Origin of the sequence: Neisseria sp. CCUG17229 (genome assembly GCF_047839235.1) — a bacterium.
Classification (GTDB): domain Bacteria; phylum Pseudomonadota; class Gammaproteobacteria; order Burkholderiales; family Neisseriaceae; genus Neisseria; species Neisseria brasiliensis.
The window spans coordinates 1,862,642-1,882,098 of record NZ_CP181247.1 but is presented as its reverse complement, the minus strand read 5'-3'; the positions used below and the strand labels follow the sequence as shown (position 1 = coordinate 1,882,098).

Sequence of the window (19,457 nt, the reverse complement as noted above, 5' to 3'; positions counted from 1 at the left end):
TTGCAATGAATGTAAAGGCCTTTACATTTCAGACGGCCTATTGGAAACAATAGGCCGTCTGAAAAGGGAATATGCCGATTATTTTGCTTTGCCGCAAGGTTTGGCGGTGCTGTGTTTCGGGTTTGCTTGGAAGGTTTGGCAGGCCGATAACAGCGTTGGTAATAATGGCGCGAATGCTTGGTGCGCACGGATTTTGCTTTCGTAAAACGACATCATATACGGAAAGTAATAATACATGGCCTGCATCCATTGTGCACCAGCTTGGGTTTCGCCTTTGCGGTAGCGGTAAAGGCCGACTTGATGCGCGTTGGCGTAAGGGCGGTAGGTGAGCGCATTCAGCGCAGCTTGTTCTGCCCAAGGTTGAATCACTGGATCGGTCGGATCGGCACGGCGGGTCAGGCTTAATTCGGCGTAGTAACGTAGCATGGGTTGCTGCTCGGCGATGCGTTTAAGCCCCTCGATTTTACGGCTGGCTTCAGTTGCGGCTTCGGTTTTAGGCCGGCGGCTGTAATCAACCAAATCGGTGTAGGCCCAGCCCAGATTCAAAATGCCACCAATCAGTAAAATGGCTGCCAAGCCCCCGACATAATTGCGGCGTTTGGCTGCGACAGGGCCGTCTGAAATATCTTGATAGCGTGCAGGCGACAGCGAAACCATCAAGCCGAACGGCACCAGAAAATAGATATACCAAAGTGGGTATTCCAACATGCTGTGGCACAGGGATACCGTCATCAAGGCCAAGAGCAACAAGGAAGCAGCGTGATACGGACGTACCAGCATGCGCCAAACGGCTACCAGTAGGCTCAATGCTACCAGTAGGGTGCCGACGATGCCGACTTCGGCCAAGAGTTGCAATACAATATTATGGGAATGGGTAAACAACACGCCGAGAATATTGTTGCTATAGTGTTTGAGTTCGGCATGTATTAAGAAGCCTTGTAAGGCATAGCCATTCCAGCCATGACCAAGCCATGGGGCGGATTGAAATGCAAGCCAAGCTTTACGCCATTCGGTTTCGCGGGCAGAGCCTTCAAAGCCGCTGTTGGCAGCACGTTTAACCGCGGTTTCGTAATTGGCATTGCTGAATAATTCGAGCAGCATGCCCATGGAAAATTGGAACACCACTACGCAGACGAGTGTAAATGCGATAATCCCAACCAAGCGGTTGGCTTCACGACCGGCTGCGAGGCGCCAAAACGGCAGCAGGATGCCCACGCCGATAACATAAGTAAGAATGGTGCGCGAGTTAACTAAGCCGAGAATGCAGGTGAGCAATATCACCAGCACAATGCCCAACCAGTTCGGCATTTTGCGCATCGCCCACAGATAGGCGGCGCACAACACGCCCCACATCAGATAGTGGCCGAGATGGTTGCGCTGGCCGAGTTGGCCGCTGACATTGTTGCTGCCGCCATAGGCCAAAATGCCTTTGAATATTTCCGCGCCTGCCCAGCCTTTAAACTGCATAAACGCGATGGCCCCCTGAATCAATGCACCGAACAAAAGTGACCATGCAAACACGGTAACGATACGCTCCTGCCCGTATTCCGCTACCCAACCGCGCACTGCCCATGCGGTCAAGGCCAAAATCACAAATGTCCACACTACCATGTCGCTCATGCCGGGGTAGGTCAGATCCAAAAAACGGGCTTGCAGCCACCAAAAGGCGGCCAGTATCAAAAATGCCACACCGGCGGTAGAAAGGCGCACGTTAAGCAAGCCGTAGCATGCTGTTGCCAACACAAACACCACCGCACCCAATAGCGAAGCGGCTTCCAGATAAAAGCTGGATAAAGGGCCGATGCGGTAAAGTGACACAAACGGCGCAATGCTTATCCACAAAAACGCCAACCATACCGGCAGCAGGCGGGTATGCCATTTGCTCTTAAGGCCGTCTGAAAAACGCTGATACATCAGACTGCTGCCTTTCGTTGGGCGTCTTTAATAAAAAACAGGCAGGCAATAAAAAACACCACGCAGCATACCGCCGCCAAGGCCGCACACACACGGCTGGCCGGTACGGCATCAAAAATCCGCATAAACGCTTCGGCGAAATAAATCAAAATCAACATACAGCTGTATTGGTAGGTGTAAACCTTGCCTTTCAAAATACCGGCCAGCGGCAAACATAAGGGCAGGGCTTTCAAGGCCAGCCACGAGCCCCCCGGGCGCAACGGCGCAATCCACAATTCCCAAGCCACGCAGATGATAATCAGCGCAATCAAGCTGATGGCGGCAGCGTAATAAGACCAATGTTTGGCAGAATTTTTCATGTTTAAATCACTTTAAAGCAGCAGGTAATGCGTTATACAACCTGAGACCTTTGCAAAATCCCTATCTTTGGCACATTTCTTCGTTATGCGCTGCTCGAAAGCTTGCCTATCTAGGTGATATGTCTGCGCTTTCTGCGCTGATTCAACTTCGAACTGCACTCAAATCTGGGGTTTTGCAAAAGTCTTAACCTGCCATCAGACCGTAAAAGGCCGCCTGAAAGTTCCATGGTTTACTTTCAGACGGCCTATGAATGAATGTGAACAATGCCTCAAACTTGGGCAGGCGGTTGCGCTTCGTCGTCTGAGTTTTCGTGTTCAAGCGGTTTGGTAAAACGGCTGAACCAAATGCCCGCTTCATACAGAATAATCAGCGGCACGGCGAGCAAGATTTGCGAAATCACATCCGGCGGCGTGATGATGGCGGCAATCACAAACGCGCCGACAATCACATAAGGGCGCGCGAGCTTGAGTTGCGCCGTATCGACAATGCCCATGCGCGCCAATAAGACCACCACCACCGGCACTTCAAACGTGGTGCCGAACGCGACAAACATGCCCAAAATAAACGACAAATATTTGTCGATGTCAGTGGCCATGTTCACGCCGACAGGGGTCACGCTGGCCAAAAATTGGAAAATCACCGGAAAGACCAAGTAATAAGCAAAGGCCATGCCGACGAAAAACAGGATAAAGCTCGACAGCACCAAAGGCGTAATCAGGCGTTTTTCATTTTGATACAGCGCCGGTGCGACAAACGCCCAAACCTGATACAGCGTATGCGGCAGCGACACCAAAAAAGCCGCCATCAAGGTGACTTTCACCGGCACGAAAAACGGCGCAATCACATCAGTGGCAATCATGCTGGTGTCTTTTGGCAGGCTGGCCATCAGCGGCTGCGCAACAAACGAATACAGCGTTTGCGAAAACGGCATCAGCGCCAGAAAGCAGACCAATAGGCCAATGATGATCCACATCAGGCGGCGGCGCAGCTCGAGCAGGTGCTCAATTAAGGGCTGGGTCGTAGGTTCGGATGGTTGGATGGGCGTATCAGACACCGTTTACTCACTTTTTACGGACACGAAGTTTCGGTTTGGCGCGGAATTTCGGACGCATATCGCGTTTGCGTTGCATAGCCTGTTTGCGCAGGGTAGCCGTATGCATGCCGAGAGAATAGGTAGGCGTGGTTTCCACATAGCTGACTTCCGGCGCTTGGTATGATGTGTTGGCCGAAGTCAGGTAATCGCGCCACAATTGATCGGTATCATGTGCTTTAGTGTCTTGCGCGGCTTCGGCAATATCGGGTGTCGGCGGCGCAATCGGCTGACCGTTTTCGTCTAAAAATTCAACCGGTTCGGCATTTGGATTGACCTTATCATCTTTGATTTCGGGCAGTAAAATGCCGTTTTCATCGGCCTTAAAATCATCGGGCACACGTTGTTCAGGCAGTCGCTCCCAAGGCTTGAGGCCGTCTGAAATGCTATTCAGACTGCTTTGTGCTTCGTTGCCGACTTCCTTCATTTCGTTGCGCAACTGATCCGCTGCCGATTCAAATTCCTGCTTGGCCTTGCGCAATTCTTCCAGCTCAACTTGTACGCTGAGTTCTTGCTTCACGTTGCTGACCAAACGCTGCAGCTTACCAACCAATTGGCCGGCGGTACGCGCAGCTTTGGGCAGACGCTCGGGCCCCAGCACAATCAGCGCAATCACGCCAAGCAGCAGGAGTTCGCTTAAACCGAAATCAAACATGGATTAGACTTTGTCTTCTTCTTTTTTGTGTTCGATGACTTCGTCTTTGTTGGCTTTTTCGTCGCCTTCGTTCAAACCTTTTTTAAAGTCGTGCACCGCGCCGCCCAAGTCTTTGCCGACGTTGCGCAGTTTTTTGGTGCCAAACACCAAAACCACGATGACCAATACGATAATCCAGTGCCAGATAGAAAAGCTACCCATGGTAAATTCCTTTGATTTTTGAAATGGTTAAATTCGGTCGTGCCGATAATCAGGCCGGCGTGCCCATGATGTGGATGTGCAGATGGAAAACTTCTTGTCCGCCGCCTTTGCCGGTGTTGATTAAGGTTTTGAAACCGTTGGTCAAGCCCGCTTCTTGTGCGATTTGCGGCACTTTCAGCATCATTTTGCCCAACAATGTTTCGTGCTCGGCTTGGGCATGTGCCAGCGAGTCGAAATGCACTTTGGGAATCAGCAGCAGATGCACGGGTGCAGACGGGTTGATGTCTTTGAAACACAACATATCGGTATCTTCATAGACGCTGGCGGAAGGGATTTGTTTATCCACGATTTTACAGAAAATGCAGTCGCTCACGGGTATCACTCCAATGCGGCCGTCTGAACTTTCAGACGGCATGAAATCGAATAGGGCTGATTGTAATACAGTTTCACTGGTCTGTGCGAGCGGCTTTTTCCACTAATCCCGACAAACCTTGACGGCGCGCAAGTTCGGCAATCACATCTTCGACGCGCAAACCGTGGTGTGCCAGCAAAACCATGCTGTGAAACCACAAATCAGCGGTTTCGTAAACCAAGTGTTCTGCTTTGCCATCTTTCGACGCCATTAATACTTCGCCTGCTTCTTCGATGACTTTTTTCAGAATTTTGTCTTCGCCTTTATGCAAAAGCTGGGCGACATAAGATTCTTCAGGATTCTGACCCTTGCGCGAATCAATTACGTTTTGAATTTCGCTTAATACATTGTTGCTCATAAAGATTCCGTTTGTTGGGGAGATCGTCTGAATATTTTCAGACGATCTGAAAAGCTGCAAGCATTGTGATATGAAATTAAGAATGGCTATGGCCGTAAATCTCGTTTTCATCTTTCAACACGGCATCGACGGTTTGCCATTGGCTGCCGTCCCATTTTTGGTAGAAACAGCTTTCGCGGCCGGTATGACAGGCAATGCCGCCGTGTTGCTCAATCAGCATCACAATCGCATCGCCGTCGCAATCCAAGCGCAGCTCGTGTACTTTTTGCGTGTGGCCGGATTCTTCGCCTTTCATCCATTGCTTTTGGCGGCTGCGGCTGTAATAGTGGGCAAAACCGGTTTCGGCGGTTTTGGCGGCTGCTTCGGCGTTCATCCACGCCACCATCAACACGCGGCCGCTTTGCCAATCTTGCGCGATGGCGCACACCAAGCCTTTTTCATCGAATTTGACGGCGGAAAGTAGGGTGTCTGTGTTCATGTCGGAATATCCTGACAGGCCGTCTGAAAGGTGATCAAAAGTGATAACAAGTTTTCAGACGGCCTAAAAAATTATTTCAAAAAGGCCAACACCACGGCGGCCAAGGTCATGGCAAACAGGATTTTGCGCAGGGTTTCGGGTTGCAGCTTGATGGCGGTTTTCACGCCCAAACGTGCGCCCAACGCGCTGGATAAAGCCAGCACCAAACCCACATCCCACATCACTTGGCCGCGCGCCACGAAAATCGCCAAGGCCACGGCGGTGAAGCCCAATGTGCAGCAGACTTTCAGCGCATTGGCGCGCACCAAATCGTATTTCAGCAAACCGGCCAACGCGGGCAACAGCAAAAAGCCTGCTGCCGCTTGCACAAAGCCACCGTACATGCCGACCAGAAACAAAGCGTAACGCGAATTGGGTTTGTCGGCAACCCGAATCGGTTGCGTACCCGGTTCGTGCAGCAATAAGCTTGGCTTGAATGCTACCACCGCCGCCACGCCGAGCATGGTCAGCAATAGCAAAGGCTTCAAAATAGCTACAGGCGCAAAAGAAGCAAACAAGGCACCGGCCACGCCACCGAACATCATCGGCACCATAATGCCGCGCAAATCGTGCGTGGGTAGCTTGCCTGCTTTGTGAAAGCCGTGGGTGCCGGAGACAGATTGCAGCAACACGCCGACGCGGTTGGTGCCGTTGGCGACATCGGCCGGCACACCGAACATCATCAACACCGGCAAAATCAGGTTTGAGCCACCGCCTGCCATCATGTTGATGATACCGGCGACGATACCTAAAAAGCCGATGAGCAAATATTGCCCTAAGGTGAAATCGATTTCCATAAGCGTGGTGTGTGTGTTGGGTTCCAGACGGCGTGATATTCAGGATGGAATGTTTACTTGAATAGAATGTATTCAGACGGCTTGTTGGCAATATACCGGCAGGCCGTCTGAAACTTTAAAGTCGCACTTCAATCCCTGCTGCCTGCATCGCCAATTTGGCTTCGTGAATGCTGACTTCGCCGAAGTGGAAGATACTCGCTGCCAACACCGCATCGGCTTTGCCTTCTTTCACGCCGTCGATTAAGTGTTGTACATTGCCCACGCCGCCGGACGCAATCACCGGAATATCAACCGCTTCGGAAATGGCGCGGGTAAGCGGCAGGTTGAAGCCGATTTTGGTGCCATCGCGATCCATGCTGGTGAGCAGGATTTCGCCGGCACCGCGTTTTTGCATTTCCACCGCCCATTCTACTGCGTCTAAGCCGGTCGGTTTGCGGCCGCCGTGGGTGAAAATTTCCCAGCGGGTGTTTTCAAGATTGACCGCCTTGGCATCGATGGCCACCACAATCGCTTGCGAACCAAAAAAGCCGCTGGCTTCGTTGACCAAATCAGGATTGGTCACAGCTGCGGTGTTGATACTGGCTTTATCCGCACCAGCATTGAGCAGACGGCGCACATCGGCCACCGAGCGCACGCCGCCGCCGACGGTAAGCGGAATGAACACTTGCGATGCCACCTCTTCAATTACATGCAAAATGGTGTCGCGGTTGTCGGAAGAGGCGGTGATGTCGAGAAAGGTCAGCTCATCGGCACCTTCATCGTTGTAGCGTTTGGCGACGTCAATCGGGTTGCCCGCATCGCGCAGGCCGAGAAAATTGACGCCTTTGACCACGCGGCCGTTATCGACGTCTAAGCAGGGGATAATGCGTTTTGCCAATGCCATTGAAAGGTTTCCCATCAATAATACTGCTTTGCCTGCCGCTTTGGTGTGGCGGCAAAGCCATTAAGTGTGACAGGGCGGTAGGTAACTATCACTACGCGCCCTGACTCAATGTGGATGAAAACAGATTAGACCAACGAATCAGCCAGCTTTTGCGCTTCGGCAAAGTCAATGCTGCCTTCGTAAATCGCACGGCCGGTAATCGCTCCGGCCACGCCGCTTTGCTCGACCACACACAAAGCGCGGATGTCGTTCAAATCGGTCAGGCCGCCGGAGGCAATCACGGGAATTTTGATTGATTCGGCCAGCTTGACGGTGGCTTCAATGTTCACGCCGCTCATCATGCCGTCGCGGCCGATGTCGGTGTAGATGATGCTGTTGACGCCGTCGTCTTCAAATTGTTTGGCCAAATCGATTACATGGTGTTCAGTTACGGTCGCCCAACCATCAATCGCTACCATGCCTTCTTTGGCATCCAGGCCGACGATGATTTGGCCGGGGAAAGCTTTGCAGGCTTCGCGCACGAACTCAGGATTTTTCACTGCAGCGGTGCCGATGATGACATCGGTCAAACCCAAATTCAGATATTTTTCGATGGTGGCCAAATCGCGGATGCCGCCGCCCAATTGCACGGGGATGTGTTGTGCCACGGCGGCCAAGATTTCTTTAATCGCCGGGAAGTTTTTCGGTTCGCCCGCAAATGCGCCGTTCAAATCAACCAAATGCAGACGACGCGCGCCTTGTTTGAACCAATGTTCGGCAGTTTGCGCCGGCGTGTCGGAAAACACGGTTGCCTGATCCATCAAGCCTTGTTTCAGGCGCACGCATTGGCCGTCTTTTAAATCGATTGCAGGGATAAGTAACATAATTTTTCCAAAGTAGGTCTCAGACGGCCTGTGATAAAGAGGCCGTCTGAAAAATAGAATCATGATGTGCAAATCATTTTACACAATTTAGCGAATTTTAGCACACCTAAGCGGCCTGCGACACGCTTTGTTTCGCGCCGAATGGTTACGGCTGCCAGTTTAAGAAATTGCGCAACAGCAGCAAGCCGCCGTCGTGGCTTTTTTCGGTGTGGAATTGGGTGGCGAAGACATTATCTTTGCCGACAATGCAGGCAAATTCTTGCGGATATTCGCTGGTACCCAACACGATGTCGCTGTTTTGCGGCGCGAAATAGTAGCTGTGCACAAAGTAAAAGCGCGTGTCTTGCGCGATGTCGGCAAACAAAGGATGGTTTTGAGTTTGGCGCACGGCATTCCAGCCCATGTGCGGCACTTTCAATTTGTCGCCGTTGGCATCGTGGCGGTTGGCGGCAAAGCGTTTTACGTCGCCGGCAAACCAGCCCAAACCGGCGGTGTCGCCTTCTTCGCTGTGGTCGAACAACAATTGCGCGCCGACGCAAATACCGAAAAACGGTTTATTTTTCAGGCCGTCTGAAACCGCTTCGCCCAAGCCGCTTTGCTGCAATGCGCTCATGCAGTCGGGCATGGCACCTTGGCCGGGGAAAATGATTTTGTCGGCGGCAAAGACTTCATCCGGCTGGTCGGTCAGAAAAATATCGGCTTGCAAACCGGCCAATTTTTGCGCGGCCTGCACGGATTTCAGCACCGAGTGCAAATTACCCATGCCGTAATCGACAACAGCTACTTTCATGTTGATCCTTCTAAATTATGCAAATCATCGTAGTGGGCGGTATTGTAACAAAAAATCCGCGTGCTTTTGTTGACAATTTAAAACAAACTAACAAAAGGCCGTCTGAAAGGGGAAATGATTTCAGACGGCAAGAGACCTTTGCAAACCCCCAGATTTGAGTGCAGTTCGAAGTTATAGCAGCGCAGAAAGCGAAGACATATCACAAAGATAGGCAAGCTTTCGAGCAGCGCATAACGAAGAAATGTGCCAAAGATGGGAATTTTGCAAAGGTCTCTGCCTGTTTTATGATACTTTCCGATTGGATAACACCAGCCCGCAGGCAATCAGCGCAATGCCGATAAGATGGTAACTGTGCAGCGTTTCACTCAAAAATAACACCGACAGCAACACGCCGAACACCGGAATCAAATGCACCGATAAACCCGTGCGCACCGGCCCGACTTTTTCTACCGCCATCGTATAAAGCAGATAGGCCGCTACCGAAGGAAATAAGCCGACATAGGCCAAAGCGAGCAAGGCCGAAGGGCTGAACACAATCTCTGCGCCCGAAGCTGTTTCCCACAGCCACAATGGCGTTAAAGCCATTAAGCCGATGATGATTTGCACCGCCATCAGGCCAATGCGGTGGATTTCGGCGGGCAGCGTTTTCATCCACAAAGTATAAAGCGCCCAGCAAATCATCGCCGCAAACACAATCAAATCGCCCGAATTAAACTGCATGGCCAATAAGTTGCCCCATTCGCCGTGCAGAATAATGCTCAACACGCCCAACATCGACAGCAGCAAGCCGCCGATTTGCGCGGGCAGCAGCGTTTGGCGGTAAAACAACACGCCGAAAAACATAATCAGCACCGGAATACAGGAATTGAGCAGCAGCGCATTGGTGGTGGTTGTGTGGTGCAAACCCATATAAACCAAGGTGTTGAATGACGCTACGCCCGCCAGCGACACCGCCACGATTTTGGCCGGATATTGCTTGTATAAAGGCAGATCACGGCGCATGTGTTGCCATGCAAACGGCAGAATCACCGCCAGCGCAATCACCCAGCGGCCAAACGACAAACTCAAAGGCGGAATATCGCCGCGCACCGCCCGCCCGACCACGAAATTGCCCGCCCAAAACAGCGGCGGCAACACCAACAGCGGCACAGTCGACCAGAAAGAAGCATTCGGTTTCATCACAAGCGGGCAAAGAAAAAGACAGGGGATTTTAACACAGGCCGTCTGAAAGGTTCAGACGGCCTTAGCGCATATTTATGGCGGCTATGATTTTATTCAATCGTAAAAAGATACACGCGTGAATGTTGATTGAACAAGCGTTTACGTTATCTGCGTAATCAAAAAATACACTTTATTCATCAAGGCCGTCTGAAAAAGCATTGATAATTTTTCAGACGGCCTTATTTGCTTATATATATCGAAACAACCACACCCAATCAGGAACGATTATGCTCAAACTCTCCATGCTCAACCTGGTGCCTTTACGCGAAGGCCAAACCCAAAAACAAGCCATCGACTCTATGGTGACGCTGGCGCAGACCGCCGAGCAGCTTGGCTACGAACGCTATTGGATTGCCGAACACCACAATATGCCCAATCTGATGAGTTCCGCCACGCAATTGCTGGTCGGCCATACTTTGGCCAACACGCAAACCATCCGCGTCGGCACCGGCGGCGTGATGCTGCCCAACCACAGCCCGCTGGCCGTGGCCGAACAATACGGCACCTTGGCAACCATGTACGGCGACCGCATTGACTTAGGCGTCGGCCGCGCACCCGGCACCGACCCACGCACCGCTTTGGCTTTGCGCCGCAACGCGCAAGACGTGTCGATGAATTTTCCGCATGACATCCAAACCATTCAGCGCTATTTCGGCAGTGCAGACGAGCAGGGCTACGTCAAAGCCTATTTGGCGATGGATAAAAACGTGCCGCTTTACATTCTCGGTTCCAGCACCGAAAGCGCCTATCTCGCCGCCGAACTCGGTATGCCGTATGTGTTCGCCAGCCACTTCGCCCCGCGCATGATGGAAATGGCGGTGCAAATCTACCGCAACGGTTTTAAACCATCAAAATATCTCGACAAGCCCGAAGTCATCATCTGCGTCAACATCATCGTTGCCGACACCGATGACGAAGCGCATTTACTGCACACTTCGCAACAACAGCAGTTTTTAGGTGTGGTCAGCGGCCAAATGAAACCGCTGCAACCGCCGGTGGCCGATATGTCGACCGTGTGGAGCTACGACCAAGAATTCGCCGTGAAACAAATGCTGGGCGAAGACATCGTCGGCAGCAAAGAAAGCGTACGCGAGCAACTGCTTAACTTGCAAGCGCGTGTTCAGGCCGATGAGATTATGGCCTTGAACTATATTTACGATGAAGCCAGACAGGCCAAATCGTTTGAAATGCTGAAAGAAATTGCCGATACGCTGTAAAAGGCTGGCTTGTAACCAGGCCGTCTGAAAACTTGCCGTTCCCGTTTTCAGACGGCCTTGTTTATGATGCGGAGTCTATGGTTTTCAATACCTTGGCCGGAACGCCGCCGACTACGGTATTGTCCGCAACGTCTTTGCTGACGACCGCGCCGGCGGCGACAATCGCGTTTTCGCCCACCGTTACGCCCGGCAGAATGGTTGCCCCTGCGCCTATCCACGCGTTCCGTTTGATTCGCACGGGTTTTAAAATCAATCCTCTGCGCTCGCCGGGGTTTTCGGGGTGGTTGACGGTGACGATGTTTACCCTCGGCGCAATCAATACGTTGTCTTCTATCGTAATGCCGCCCAAATCGGTGAACACGCAGCCTGTGTTGATAAACACGTTTCTGCCGATGCGGATATGGCGGCCGAAATCGGTGTAAAACGGCAGGTTGACGTGCAGGCTTTCGTCAATCCGGCTGCGGGTGATGTCCGCCAAAACGGCGCGGATTTCGGCCTGGCTTTTAAATGCGCCGCTCAGTTCGGCGGTTTTGGGTGCGTTTTCGGCGACGATGTCGTGAATTCGGGCAAACAGGTCGGAATTTTCGGCAATCAGGGTGTTAGCAGGAAAATCGTGCATCCGTTTATTTCTCCATTCTGACGGTGATTTTACCGCTCCCCAAAGCGGTTTTCAGACGGCCTGCCTCGGCGATGGTGCCGATTTTGGTGTAACGGTAGCTGCTGTCGAAGCTTTCATAAAAGATCACCAGCGTGTCGCCTTGATAGAGCATGACATCGCCTGCACGGATGCGGCCTGCGGTTTTGTCGTCGGCCGGCAGCGGTTCGGGCAGGGCGGCGAATTTTTCGTTTTGCAGATGGTCCTGCATGGAAAGTTCGAGCGGCAGTAGTCGGGCAAAGGCTTGCGCGGCGGGGTTGTTTTCCGTTTTCATCTCGAATGCCCGGCTGCCAATCAGCAGGCGGACGGTTCGGGTCTCGGGGGCGGTGGGTGCGGTCATGGTCGTTTCCTGTTCGGAAGAATGGCGGGGCGTTTCGGCATGGCAGGCGGTGATGCCTGAAATCATGACGGCGGCCAGCAGCAGTTTTTTCATGGCTTGTCCTTGTTTGGTAAGGATAAAGAGGCCGTCTGAAAAAGCATGGGTTTTCAGACGGCCTTTTGTCATTTCAAATTCGTTTTGAAAAACTGCTCGAATTTGTCAAACGGGATTTTGCCGGCCTGATTGTCGTATAAATCGACGTGGCTGGCTCCGGGAACGAGATACAGCTCTTTGTTTTTGCTGCCCACATTGTTGAACACGGTTTCGCTCATGTAGCGAGAATGGGCTTTTTCGCCGGCCACAATCAAGGTAGGCGCAGTGATTTCATTGGCATAACTCATCATCGGAATGTTGACATACGACAGGGGCATGGTGGCCAGCCAGGCGGAATTGGAATTCAAACCGCGCGGGTGGTAGCCGCGTTTGGTGCGGTAGAAATCGAAGAATTGCGCCAAAACAGGATGGGCATTGTCAGGCAGGGTTTCGGGCAGAATGCGGTTACCCCCGACGATATTGCCTTGCGCATCAAGCGGAACTTCGTGAAAACCCACCGCCCGCGTGCCACTTTCGGCATCTGCCCAGCGCAGGTTATTGAGGTATTCTTTGACTTTTCGGCGGTCAGCTTGGCTGTAGCCGTCTTTTTGATCGCCCACGCCCCAGCCGATGGAACGGCTCATGTCATACAGCACGCTGGTGGCGACGGCTTTGACGCGGGTGTCCATCGCTGCGGCATTGACCGCCTGTCCGCCGAAGCCGCATACGCCTAAAATGCCGATTTTTTCCCTATCGACAAACCCTTGCAAACCCAGGAAATCGACTGCCGCCGAAAAGTCTTCGGTGTTGACGTCGGGACTGGCCATGCCGCGCGGTTCGCCGCCGCTTTCGCCGGTGTAGGAAGGGTCAAACGCCAGCGTGACGAAACCGCGCTCGGCAAGCGTTTGGGCATAAAGCCCCGAAACCTGCTCTTTGACCGCACCGAAAGGGCCGCTCACGGCAATGGCACTCAGGCGGCCTTTGGCGTTTTTCGGTACATACAAATCACCGGCCAAGGTAATGCCGTAGCGGTTTTTGAAAGTGACTTTATGGTGTTCGATTTGATTGGATTTCGGGAAAACTTTGTCCCATTCTTGAGTCAGCTGCATGGTTGCGGTTCCTTTAAACGGGGGCACGGTCACGGCGGAGGCAGTGCCGGAGAGCATGAGCGAGCCTGCGACGAGGGCGGAAGCGAGGGTTTTGAGGGTAGGGGTCTTCATGTTGGGCCTTTCTGTTTTTCAGACGGCCTTTTGTGCGGACAGGCCGTCTGAAACGGTTGGGATGAAACCTTTTGCGGTTTCGACAGAACACATTGTAAAAGCCCAATGATTTCATGTATATTCATAAAACTGCATTTAATAATTTCGGAAAAAGAAATTATGTTGAACAAACTCGAAGCCTTGCGGATTTTCTGCACCGCCGCCGAAACGCTGCAATTCAAAGAAGCCGCCAGCCGGTTGGCCGTATCGCCGCCGGTGGTGACGCGCGTCATTGCGGAATTGGAGGATTATTTGGGCGAGCCGCTGTTCCAGCGCAACACGCGCCAAACCAAGCTGACCGATTTCGGCCGCGAATTTCTGCCGCAGGCGCAGCAGCTTTTGGACGACAGCGAACGCGTGTTCGTCCATGCCAAACGGCGCGATGAAGACGAAATGGGCGGCATGGTGCGGATAACCGTGCCGGATTTGCCCGATGAAGAGAATGTGTTGCTGGAATTGTTGGGCCGTCTGAAAGCCTATCCCAAGCTGGTGTTGGACTGGCAGAAAAATACCGTGCGCGTCAATGCGGTGGAAGCGCAAATTGATATTGGTGTGCGTATAGGCCAAGCGCCGACGGACAGTTTGTTGATTGTGAAGCACTTGGGCACCGTGCAGGAGCGGATTGTCGCTGCGCCCGAATTGGTGGCGGAATACGGGTTGCCGAAAGATTTGGATGATTTGAAAAAACGCTACCCGCTCAATGCCGAGCATGATTTGAACAATGGCCGCTATTGGGCATGGTATTTCAACGATCAGCAAAGCTTGTTTCCGGCCAAACCGGTGTGCATTGGCAATACCGTGCACAACACGCTGGCGGCGGCGCGTTCCGGCAGGGCGGTGGCCTATGTGCTCGATTGGTTGTGCGAGCCGTATTTGCGCAAAGGCGAATTGGTGGAATTATTGCCCGATATCCCCAAGCAACAATGGTCGGCGTATCTTTACCGGCCGCACCGAAGCGTTACGCCGACGCGGGTGCGTGTGGTGTTTGATATGCTGGCGGAAATTTTGGTGGCGAGGTTTCAGCGTGATTGAGGCCGTTTAAATATATGTCCCGAATTAAAAAAAAGCCGTCTGAAAGAAAATACTTTCAGACGGCCTTGATGATTGTTACGCCTTACAAAATCTCATACACGAAGAAAATCAGCGTGTGCAGGATAAACAATGGCGACAGTATACCAAACGACCATACCATATAGCCAAAGAAGCTCGGCATTTTTACGCCGCGTTGTTCAGCGATGGCTTTGACCATGAAGTTTGGCGCGTTACCGATGTAGGTGAGGGCACCCATGAATACCGAACCCATCGAGATGGCCAGAAGGGTGTGGAACAGCGGGCCGGTCATCAAAGATTGCGCGTCGCCGCCTGCCATGTTGAAGAACACGAGGTAGGTCGGGGCGTTATCTAAGAAGCCGGATAACACGCCGGTCATCCAGAAATACATGGTGTTGAGCGGCTCGCCTGCGGCGTTGTGCACCATGGATACCACGCCGCGCAAGGCGCCGTTTTCACCGGCTTTCAAAATGGCCAATACCGGTGCGATGGTGATGAAGATACCGGCAAACAGTTTGCCCACTTCGGCAATCGGTTCCCAGTTGAATTCATTACCGGCACGCACTTGTTTCGGTGTAATGAGCAATGAAATCACTGCCAAAGACAGCAAAATCACATCGCGCACTAAGTTTGGCAATAAATAATGGCTGCCGAAGATTTCAAAACCAGGGTGATCCGGTTTCCAAATGCCCGACATCAATACAGCGCCTACCACGCCCAACAGCAAAATAAAATTCACTTTACCGAAGATTTGTAGCTTGCTGTCCGGTGATGGATCATGCGGCACGACTTCGTCTTCTTTAGAATATAGGTGGCGGTCGAGGAAGTAGAACACGGTCAACAGAATCACCACGCTGATGAGCACAGGTGGGAACATGTGAACCACGGTCCACATAAAGTCAACGCCCTTCAAGAAGCCCAAGAACAAAGGTGGGTCGCCCAATGGGGTCAGGCCGCCGCCGATATTAGCTACCAAGAAGATAAAGAATACGACCACGTGCACTTTATGTTTGCGGTTGTCATTGGCTTTCAATAGCGGGCGAATCAGCAACATAGCGGCGCCGGTGGTGCCCATCACTGAGGCCAATACAGTGCCGATGGCAAGCAGGGTGGTATTGAGCTTGGCCGAGCCTTGCAAGTTGCCCCATACCAAAATACCGCCTGAAATGGTGTACAGCGCAAACAGCAACAGGATAAACGGGATATATTCTTCCACCATGGCGTGTGCCACGACTTGAATACCTGCCGTAAAGCCGAAATAAAGCACGAAAGGAACCAGAAAGAGCACCGTCCAAAAGGCGGTGATTTTACCGAAATGATGATGCCAAATTTTCGGCATCATTAAAGGACCTAAGGCGATGGAGAGCAGAATGGCTGCAAAGGGTAAACCCCAAAGCAGACTCAGTGAGTCGCCGCTGAAGTTGGCGGCTTGGGCAAACGCCGGCAGCATCAGCATAGGTAGGGAGAAAAGAGGTAGGCGCATATGTTTCCTTTTTCTTATCATGGTAAAACTTCAGGCCGTCTGAACAGCACGACACTGCACGTTAAGCTTGAAGTAAGCTTGTCGCAAATGATTGTAAAGGAAAATAGTGCCAGAAACTAGACTAAAGTATTAGTCTGAATCAAACAAATCTGCTAAAAGATTTTTGTGACATTGCCCAATTCTTTTAGCATAGGGAGAAAAATTCTTTAAAACAGCGATTTAATGAAATGTTAACTAAATAATAAAAGACTATCAAAAAAGATTGTTAAATTGTGTTTAACACTTTTTTGCAAGAAATCAGCATAAGGCCGTCTGAAAACAGGCCGATTTTATGCTTCCGGTAAGCGAATCATCCAGATGGCTACGCAGGCGCAAAAGGTGGTGGAAATGGCGCCAATCCACCAGCGGTCAGGGAATTGCCAGAATAAAAACAGGCAGGAAAACGTCATCATGCTCACGGCCAGTATTTTGGCTTTACGCGGCACGGCACGGTTGCGTTCCCAGTTTTGCACCATCGGGCCGAAGTAGCGATGCTGATGCAGCCAGCGGTGAAAACGCGGCGAAGCTTTTGCCCAGCAAGCAGCCGCCAGCAACACAAAAGGCGTGGTCGGCAAAATGGGCAGAAAAATACCAAGCACGCCCAAGGCCACAGCTAGCGCGCCGCAAAGCCAATAAATATAGCGGATAATCATGAGTGTGATTCAGGTTGGTGAAACGGGCAGCGCGGAATATCTAATTGTTTCCAGCCCTCATGCCCCATCTCTTCCAATAAAGCGATGTTGCGTTCGAAAATCGCCGCAGCGTCTGGGAAAGCTTCAGTTGCTTTGGCGATACTGTCCTCACGAATCAGATGCAGTGTCGGATAAGGTGAGCGGTTGGTGTAGTTGCTGATGTCGTCGGCTGCGGTGTCGGCAAACTGAAAATCAGGGTGAAACGGCGCAATTTGAATCACGCCTTCCAATTGATTATCTGCCACTGCTTCATCGGCGATATCGAGCATATCGTTAAACAGCAAAAAATCGCTAAATAAGGTTGGATGCACCAATAACGTGGTTTCTAATTCTTCGGAGGACGTGTTGCCCAAACGTTGTAGTTCACGGTCTAAATCTTCTAAAAAACCGTCTAAATGCTTGGCTTCGCTGACTTCAATGCGCACGCGGCCTTTGATATACGGCGCTTTGGCAAAAGGGCAGAGGTTTAAGCCAATCACGGCCTTTTCCAGCCATTGTTTGGTGTGGTCGATAACGGTTTTGGTGTTGGGCATGTTCATTATTTTGATTTTATTTAAAAATAATTCTCAATTATAGCAAATTAATCGGTATGGGATAAATAGCTGAAATTTATTCGGATGATTGGCCGGTAAAGGTATAAGAAATCCATAAGATTTGCGCATCTTCTTCACCTGAGGAAAGGCAGGCGTGTCCCATGGTGCTGTCAAAATAGCAGGAATCGCCGGGGTTCAGCTCAAGCGGGGTGTAAAATTCGGTGATGAGTGTGACTTTACCGCTCAATACATAAAAAAATTCTTCACCATCATGGCTGTGTAATTTGGAAAACTCAGTGCGTTCACGTGCTTTAAGCGTGGCAACGATCGGCGTGAAGCGTTTGTTTTCCAGGTCGGCATTCAATAATTCGTATAGGTATTGTTTGGTATGGTGAACCACGCCGCTGCCCTTGCGTGTGACACTGCGCCGGCCAAGCATGGGTGCAGTAGCATCAGCACGAAACAGTTCGCCCACTTCGACTGCCAAACCTTTGGCCAATGCCGCGATTTTTTCATAAGTAGGCGACAATTGGCCGTGTTCGATTTTGGACAGAGTGGCGGTGGAAATGCCGCTGCGTTGGCTGAGCTGTTTGAGTGTCAGGTCGTTTTTTTGGCGCAGGGCTTTGACGGTGTTGGCTAGGTTCAGATCGCTCATATCGGGCTGTCTTGTTGTTATTGGCGTGAAATAAAATCATAGCATAAAGGCTGCCAACCGATATGGATTAGCAGCCTTTGTTGCTTGGATTAATCATCAAGCGGTTTGCCTGCGTAATCGTCTGCTGCACGGATGGCAATTAACGAGATAACGCCGGTTAAGATGATGTAGATGGCAATCGGAATGTAAGAACCGTCAAATGCTTTCAGGAGGAAGGTAGCCACTAAAGGTGCCGTACCGCCTGCCAGTGCGGCACCGATTTGGTAGCCCAAGGTAATGCCGGTATAGCGTACGTTACTTTTAAAAATTTCCGAAAACATCGTACCCAATACGGCGGTGGCCGGTGCCCAGATGACGCCCAAACCCAATACTGTTGCGCCAATCAAAGAGGCAAATGATTTGGTTTCAAGCAGCCAGAAATAAGGGAAAGCATAAGCCATCATCAGTAATACGCCGCCGGTATAGACTTTTTTGCGGCCAATTTTGTCGGATAAGGCGCCCATCACCGGAATTAGTAGCGTGGTGACGATAGTGGCGATGGTTACGGTATTCAATACTTCGGTACGCGAGAAATCCAGTTGATTCGTGGCGTAAAATACAATAAAGGTGGACATGATGTAAAACGGTGCAGTTTCGACAAATTTTGCACCGACTGCAATCATCACTTCACGTTTATGGTGGCGTAAGGTCTCAAATAAAGGTACGGCCACCACTTTACCTTCCGCTTGGTTTTTCTTGAACGACGGTGTTTCGTCAATGCCTTTTCGAATCCACAAACCAAGAAACACCAAACCCGCGCTTAACACAAAGGGTACACGCCAGCCCCATGATAAAAACTGATCTTCAGGCAGCATGGTCATCACGGTTAAGGCTAAGGTAGCCAACAGCATACCGATGGTTACGCCCATTTGTGGCACACTGCCGAAAAAGCCGCGTTTTTCTTTTGGTGCATACTCCACCGCCAGCAGCATGGCGCCGCCCCATTCCCCGCCAATACCCAAACCCTGCACCAAGCGCAGCAATACCATCAAAATAGGTGCGGCAATGCCGATGGCTTGGTAAGTGGGGAGCAAACCCATCAATACGGTGGCACCGCCCATTAATGATAAGGTTAATACCAAGGTTTGTTTGCGACCGATTTTGTCGCCGATGTGGCTGAATAAAATACCACCAAAAGGCCGTATGAAAAACGACAGGGCAAACGAGGCAAAGGCTAACATGGTGCCGACAGTTGGATCTTCAGCCGGAAAGAATAATTGGTTGAACACCAATGCGGCAACTGTGCCATAGAGGAAATAGTCAAACCATTCGATGGAGCTGCCGATTAAGCTGGCCAGCAACACGCGGGTGGATATTTTTTGATTCTGCATGATATTTCTCCAAATATTTTTGTTTTGATGT

23 protein-coding genes are annotated in these 19,457 nt (G+C 51.3%); 2 read left to right on the top strand and 21 right to left on the bottom strand.

Annotated elements, in window-relative coordinates; genetic code table 11:
• Window positions 1-78: 78 nt before the first annotated feature.
• From ACM67B_RS08990 to ACM67B_RS08930, 13 genes are all read right to left on the bottom strand, one after another.
• Window positions 79-1,914 (bottom strand): Wzy polymerase domain-containing protein, encoded by a 1,836-nt coding sequence (locus ACM67B_RS08990; RefSeq protein ID WP_416189325.1) that lies wholly within the window; start codon window positions 1,912-1,914, stop codon window positions 79-81.
• A complete protein-coding gene (locus ACM67B_RS08985) occupies window positions 1,914-2,273 on the bottom strand; it encodes a DUF2069 domain-containing protein (RefSeq protein ID WP_416189324.1) in 360 nt (119 codons plus the stop codon). Before ACM67B_RS08985 ends, ACM67B_RS08990 begins: the two co-directional genes overlap by 1 nt.
• A 269-nt stretch (window positions 2,274-2,542) precedes the next feature.
• Window positions 2,543-3,328: a twin-arginine translocase subunit TatC gene (gene tatC, locus ACM67B_RS08980; RefSeq protein WP_416189323.1), complete on the bottom strand. Its 786-nt coding sequence runs from the start codon at window positions 3,326-3,328 to the stop codon at window positions 2,543-2,545.
• A gap of 7 nt (window positions 3,329-3,335) precedes the next feature.
• Window positions 3,336-4,019, bottom strand: a complete 684-nt coding sequence (tatB, locus tag ACM67B_RS08975) for a Sec-independent protein translocase protein TatB (RefSeq protein ID WP_416189322.1) — start codon at window positions 4,017-4,019, stop codon at window positions 3,336-3,338.
• A 3-nt stretch (window positions 4,020-4,022) separates the two neighbouring features.
• Window positions 4,023-4,220 carry a Sec-independent protein translocase subunit TatA gene (gene tatA / locus ACM67B_RS08970; protein WP_095502883.1) on the bottom strand — a complete coding sequence of 66 codons (198 nt, stop codon included), beginning with the start codon at window positions 4,218-4,220 and terminating at the stop codon, window positions 4,023-4,025.
• A 49-nt stretch (window positions 4,221-4,269) separates the two neighbouring features.
• Window positions 4,270-4,593: a histidine triad nucleotide-binding protein gene (locus tag ACM67B_RS08965; protein WP_416190556.1), complete on the bottom strand. Its 324-nt coding sequence runs from the start codon at window positions 4,591-4,593 to the stop codon at window positions 4,270-4,272.
• A gap of 73 nt (window positions 4,594-4,666) precedes the next feature.
• Window positions 4,667-4,990 carry a phosphoribosyl-ATP diphosphatase gene (locus tag ACM67B_RS08960; RefSeq protein WP_416189321.1) on the bottom strand — a complete coding sequence of 108 codons (324 nt, stop codon included), beginning with the start codon at window positions 4,988-4,990 and terminating at the stop codon, window positions 4,667-4,669.
• Between the two features lie 76 nt (window positions 4,991-5,066).
• Entirely contained in the window at window positions 5,067-5,468 is a 402-nt protein-coding gene (hisI, locus tag ACM67B_RS08955; RefSeq protein WP_416189320.1) for a phosphoribosyl-AMP cyclohydrolase, read from the bottom strand.
• Window positions 5,469-5,539: 71 nt separating this feature from the next.
• Window positions 5,540-6,304: a sulfite exporter TauE/SafE family protein gene (locus ACM67B_RS08950; protein WP_416189319.1), complete on the bottom strand. Its 765-nt coding sequence runs from the start codon at window positions 6,302-6,304 to the stop codon at window positions 5,540-5,542.
• A gap of 115 nt (window positions 6,305-6,419) precedes the next feature.
• Window positions 6,420-7,187, bottom strand: coding sequence for an imidazole glycerol phosphate synthase subunit HisF (gene hisF, locus ACM67B_RS08945; RefSeq protein WP_416190555.1), 768 nt, complete (start codon window positions 7,185-7,187; stop codon window positions 6,420-6,422).
• Window positions 7,188-7,312: 125 nt separating this feature from the next.
• Window positions 7,313-8,050: a 1-(5-phosphoribosyl)-5-[(5-phosphoribosylamino)methylideneamino]imidazole-4-carboxamide isomerase gene (hisA, locus tag ACM67B_RS08940; RefSeq protein WP_416189318.1), complete on the bottom strand. Its 738-nt coding sequence runs from the start codon at window positions 8,048-8,050 to the stop codon at window positions 7,313-7,315.
• A gap of 145 nt (window positions 8,051-8,195) precedes the next feature.
• Window positions 8,196-8,840: an imidazole glycerol phosphate synthase subunit HisH gene (gene hisH, locus ACM67B_RS08935; protein WP_416189317.1), complete on the bottom strand. Its 645-nt coding sequence runs from the start codon at window positions 8,838-8,840 to the stop codon at window positions 8,196-8,198.
• A gap of 282 nt (window positions 8,841-9,122) precedes the next feature.
• On the bottom strand, window positions 9,123-10,019 hold the full coding sequence (locus ACM67B_RS08930) for a DMT family transporter (protein WP_416189316.1): 897 nt from the start codon (window positions 10,017-10,019) through the stop codon (window positions 9,123-9,125).
• A 269-nt stretch (window positions 10,020-10,288) separates the two neighbouring features.
• Between ACM67B_RS08930 and ACM67B_RS08925 the strand changes: the two genes are divergently transcribed.
• Window positions 10,289-11,278, top strand: a complete 990-nt coding sequence (locus ACM67B_RS08925) for an LLM class flavin-dependent oxidoreductase (protein ID WP_416189315.1) — start codon at window positions 10,289-10,291, stop codon at window positions 11,276-11,278.
• 61 nt (window positions 11,279-11,339) lie between these two features.
• Here ACM67B_RS08925 and ACM67B_RS08920 read toward each other — a convergent pair whose 3' ends face one another.
• From ACM67B_RS08920 to ACM67B_RS08910, 3 genes are read right to left on the bottom strand one after another with little or no spacing between them, the layout of a single operon-like run.
• Window positions 11,340-11,897 (bottom strand): DapH/DapD/GlmU-related protein, encoded by a 558-nt coding sequence (locus ACM67B_RS08920; RefSeq protein ID WP_416189314.1) that lies wholly within the window; start codon window positions 11,895-11,897, stop codon window positions 11,340-11,342.
• Between the two features lie 4 nt (window positions 11,898-11,901).
• Window positions 11,902-12,438 (bottom strand): cyclophilin-like fold protein, encoded by a 537-nt coding sequence (locus tag ACM67B_RS08915; RefSeq protein ID WP_416189313.1) that lies wholly within the window; start codon window positions 12,436-12,438, stop codon window positions 11,902-11,904.
• Window positions 12,435-13,565 carry an alpha/beta hydrolase gene (locus tag ACM67B_RS08910; RefSeq protein ID WP_416189312.1) on the bottom strand — a complete coding sequence of 377 codons (1,131 nt, stop codon included), beginning with the start codon at window positions 13,563-13,565 and terminating at the stop codon, window positions 12,435-12,437. Before ACM67B_RS08910 ends, ACM67B_RS08915 begins: the two co-directional genes overlap by 4 nt.
• Window positions 13,566-13,724: 159 nt before the next feature.
• Between ACM67B_RS08910 and ACM67B_RS08905 the strand changes: the two genes are divergently transcribed.
• Entirely contained in the window at window positions 13,725-14,636 is a 912-nt protein-coding gene (locus ACM67B_RS08905) for a LysR family transcriptional regulator (RefSeq protein ID WP_416189311.1), read from the top strand.
• A gap of 82 nt (window positions 14,637-14,718) precedes the next feature.
• On the opposite strand, the gene ACM67B_RS08900 is transcribed toward ACM67B_RS08905, so the two are convergent.
• The 5 genes from ACM67B_RS08900 to ACM67B_RS08880 all read right to left on the bottom strand — a co-directional run bounded on the left by ACM67B_RS08900 (window position 14,719) and on the right by ACM67B_RS08880 (window position 19,426).
• Window positions 14,719-16,137, bottom strand: a complete 1,419-nt coding sequence (locus ACM67B_RS08900; protein WP_416189310.1) for a sodium:proton antiporter — start codon at window positions 16,135-16,137, stop codon at window positions 14,719-14,721.
• 329 nt (window positions 16,138-16,466) lie between these two features.
• Window positions 16,467-16,826, bottom strand: a complete 360-nt coding sequence (locus ACM67B_RS08895; protein ID WP_416190554.1) for a YbaN family protein — start codon at window positions 16,824-16,826, stop codon at window positions 16,467-16,469.
• On the bottom strand, window positions 16,826-17,407 hold the full coding sequence (locus ACM67B_RS08890) for a DUF1415 domain-containing protein (RefSeq protein WP_416189309.1): 582 nt from the start codon (window positions 17,405-17,407) through the stop codon (window positions 16,826-16,828). Before ACM67B_RS08890 ends, ACM67B_RS08895 begins: the two co-directional genes overlap by 1 nt.
• A gap of 70 nt (window positions 17,408-17,477) precedes the next feature.
• Window positions 17,478-18,056: a helix-turn-helix domain-containing protein gene (locus ACM67B_RS08885; protein WP_416189308.1), complete on the bottom strand. Its 579-nt coding sequence runs from the start codon at window positions 18,054-18,056 to the stop codon at window positions 17,478-17,480.
• Window positions 18,057-18,145: 89 nt separating this feature from the next.
• Window positions 18,146-19,426 (bottom strand): MFS transporter, encoded by a 1,281-nt coding sequence (locus ACM67B_RS08880; protein WP_416189307.1) that lies wholly within the window; start codon window positions 19,424-19,426, stop codon window positions 18,146-18,148.
• Window positions 19,427-19,457: the final 31 nt, after the last annotated feature.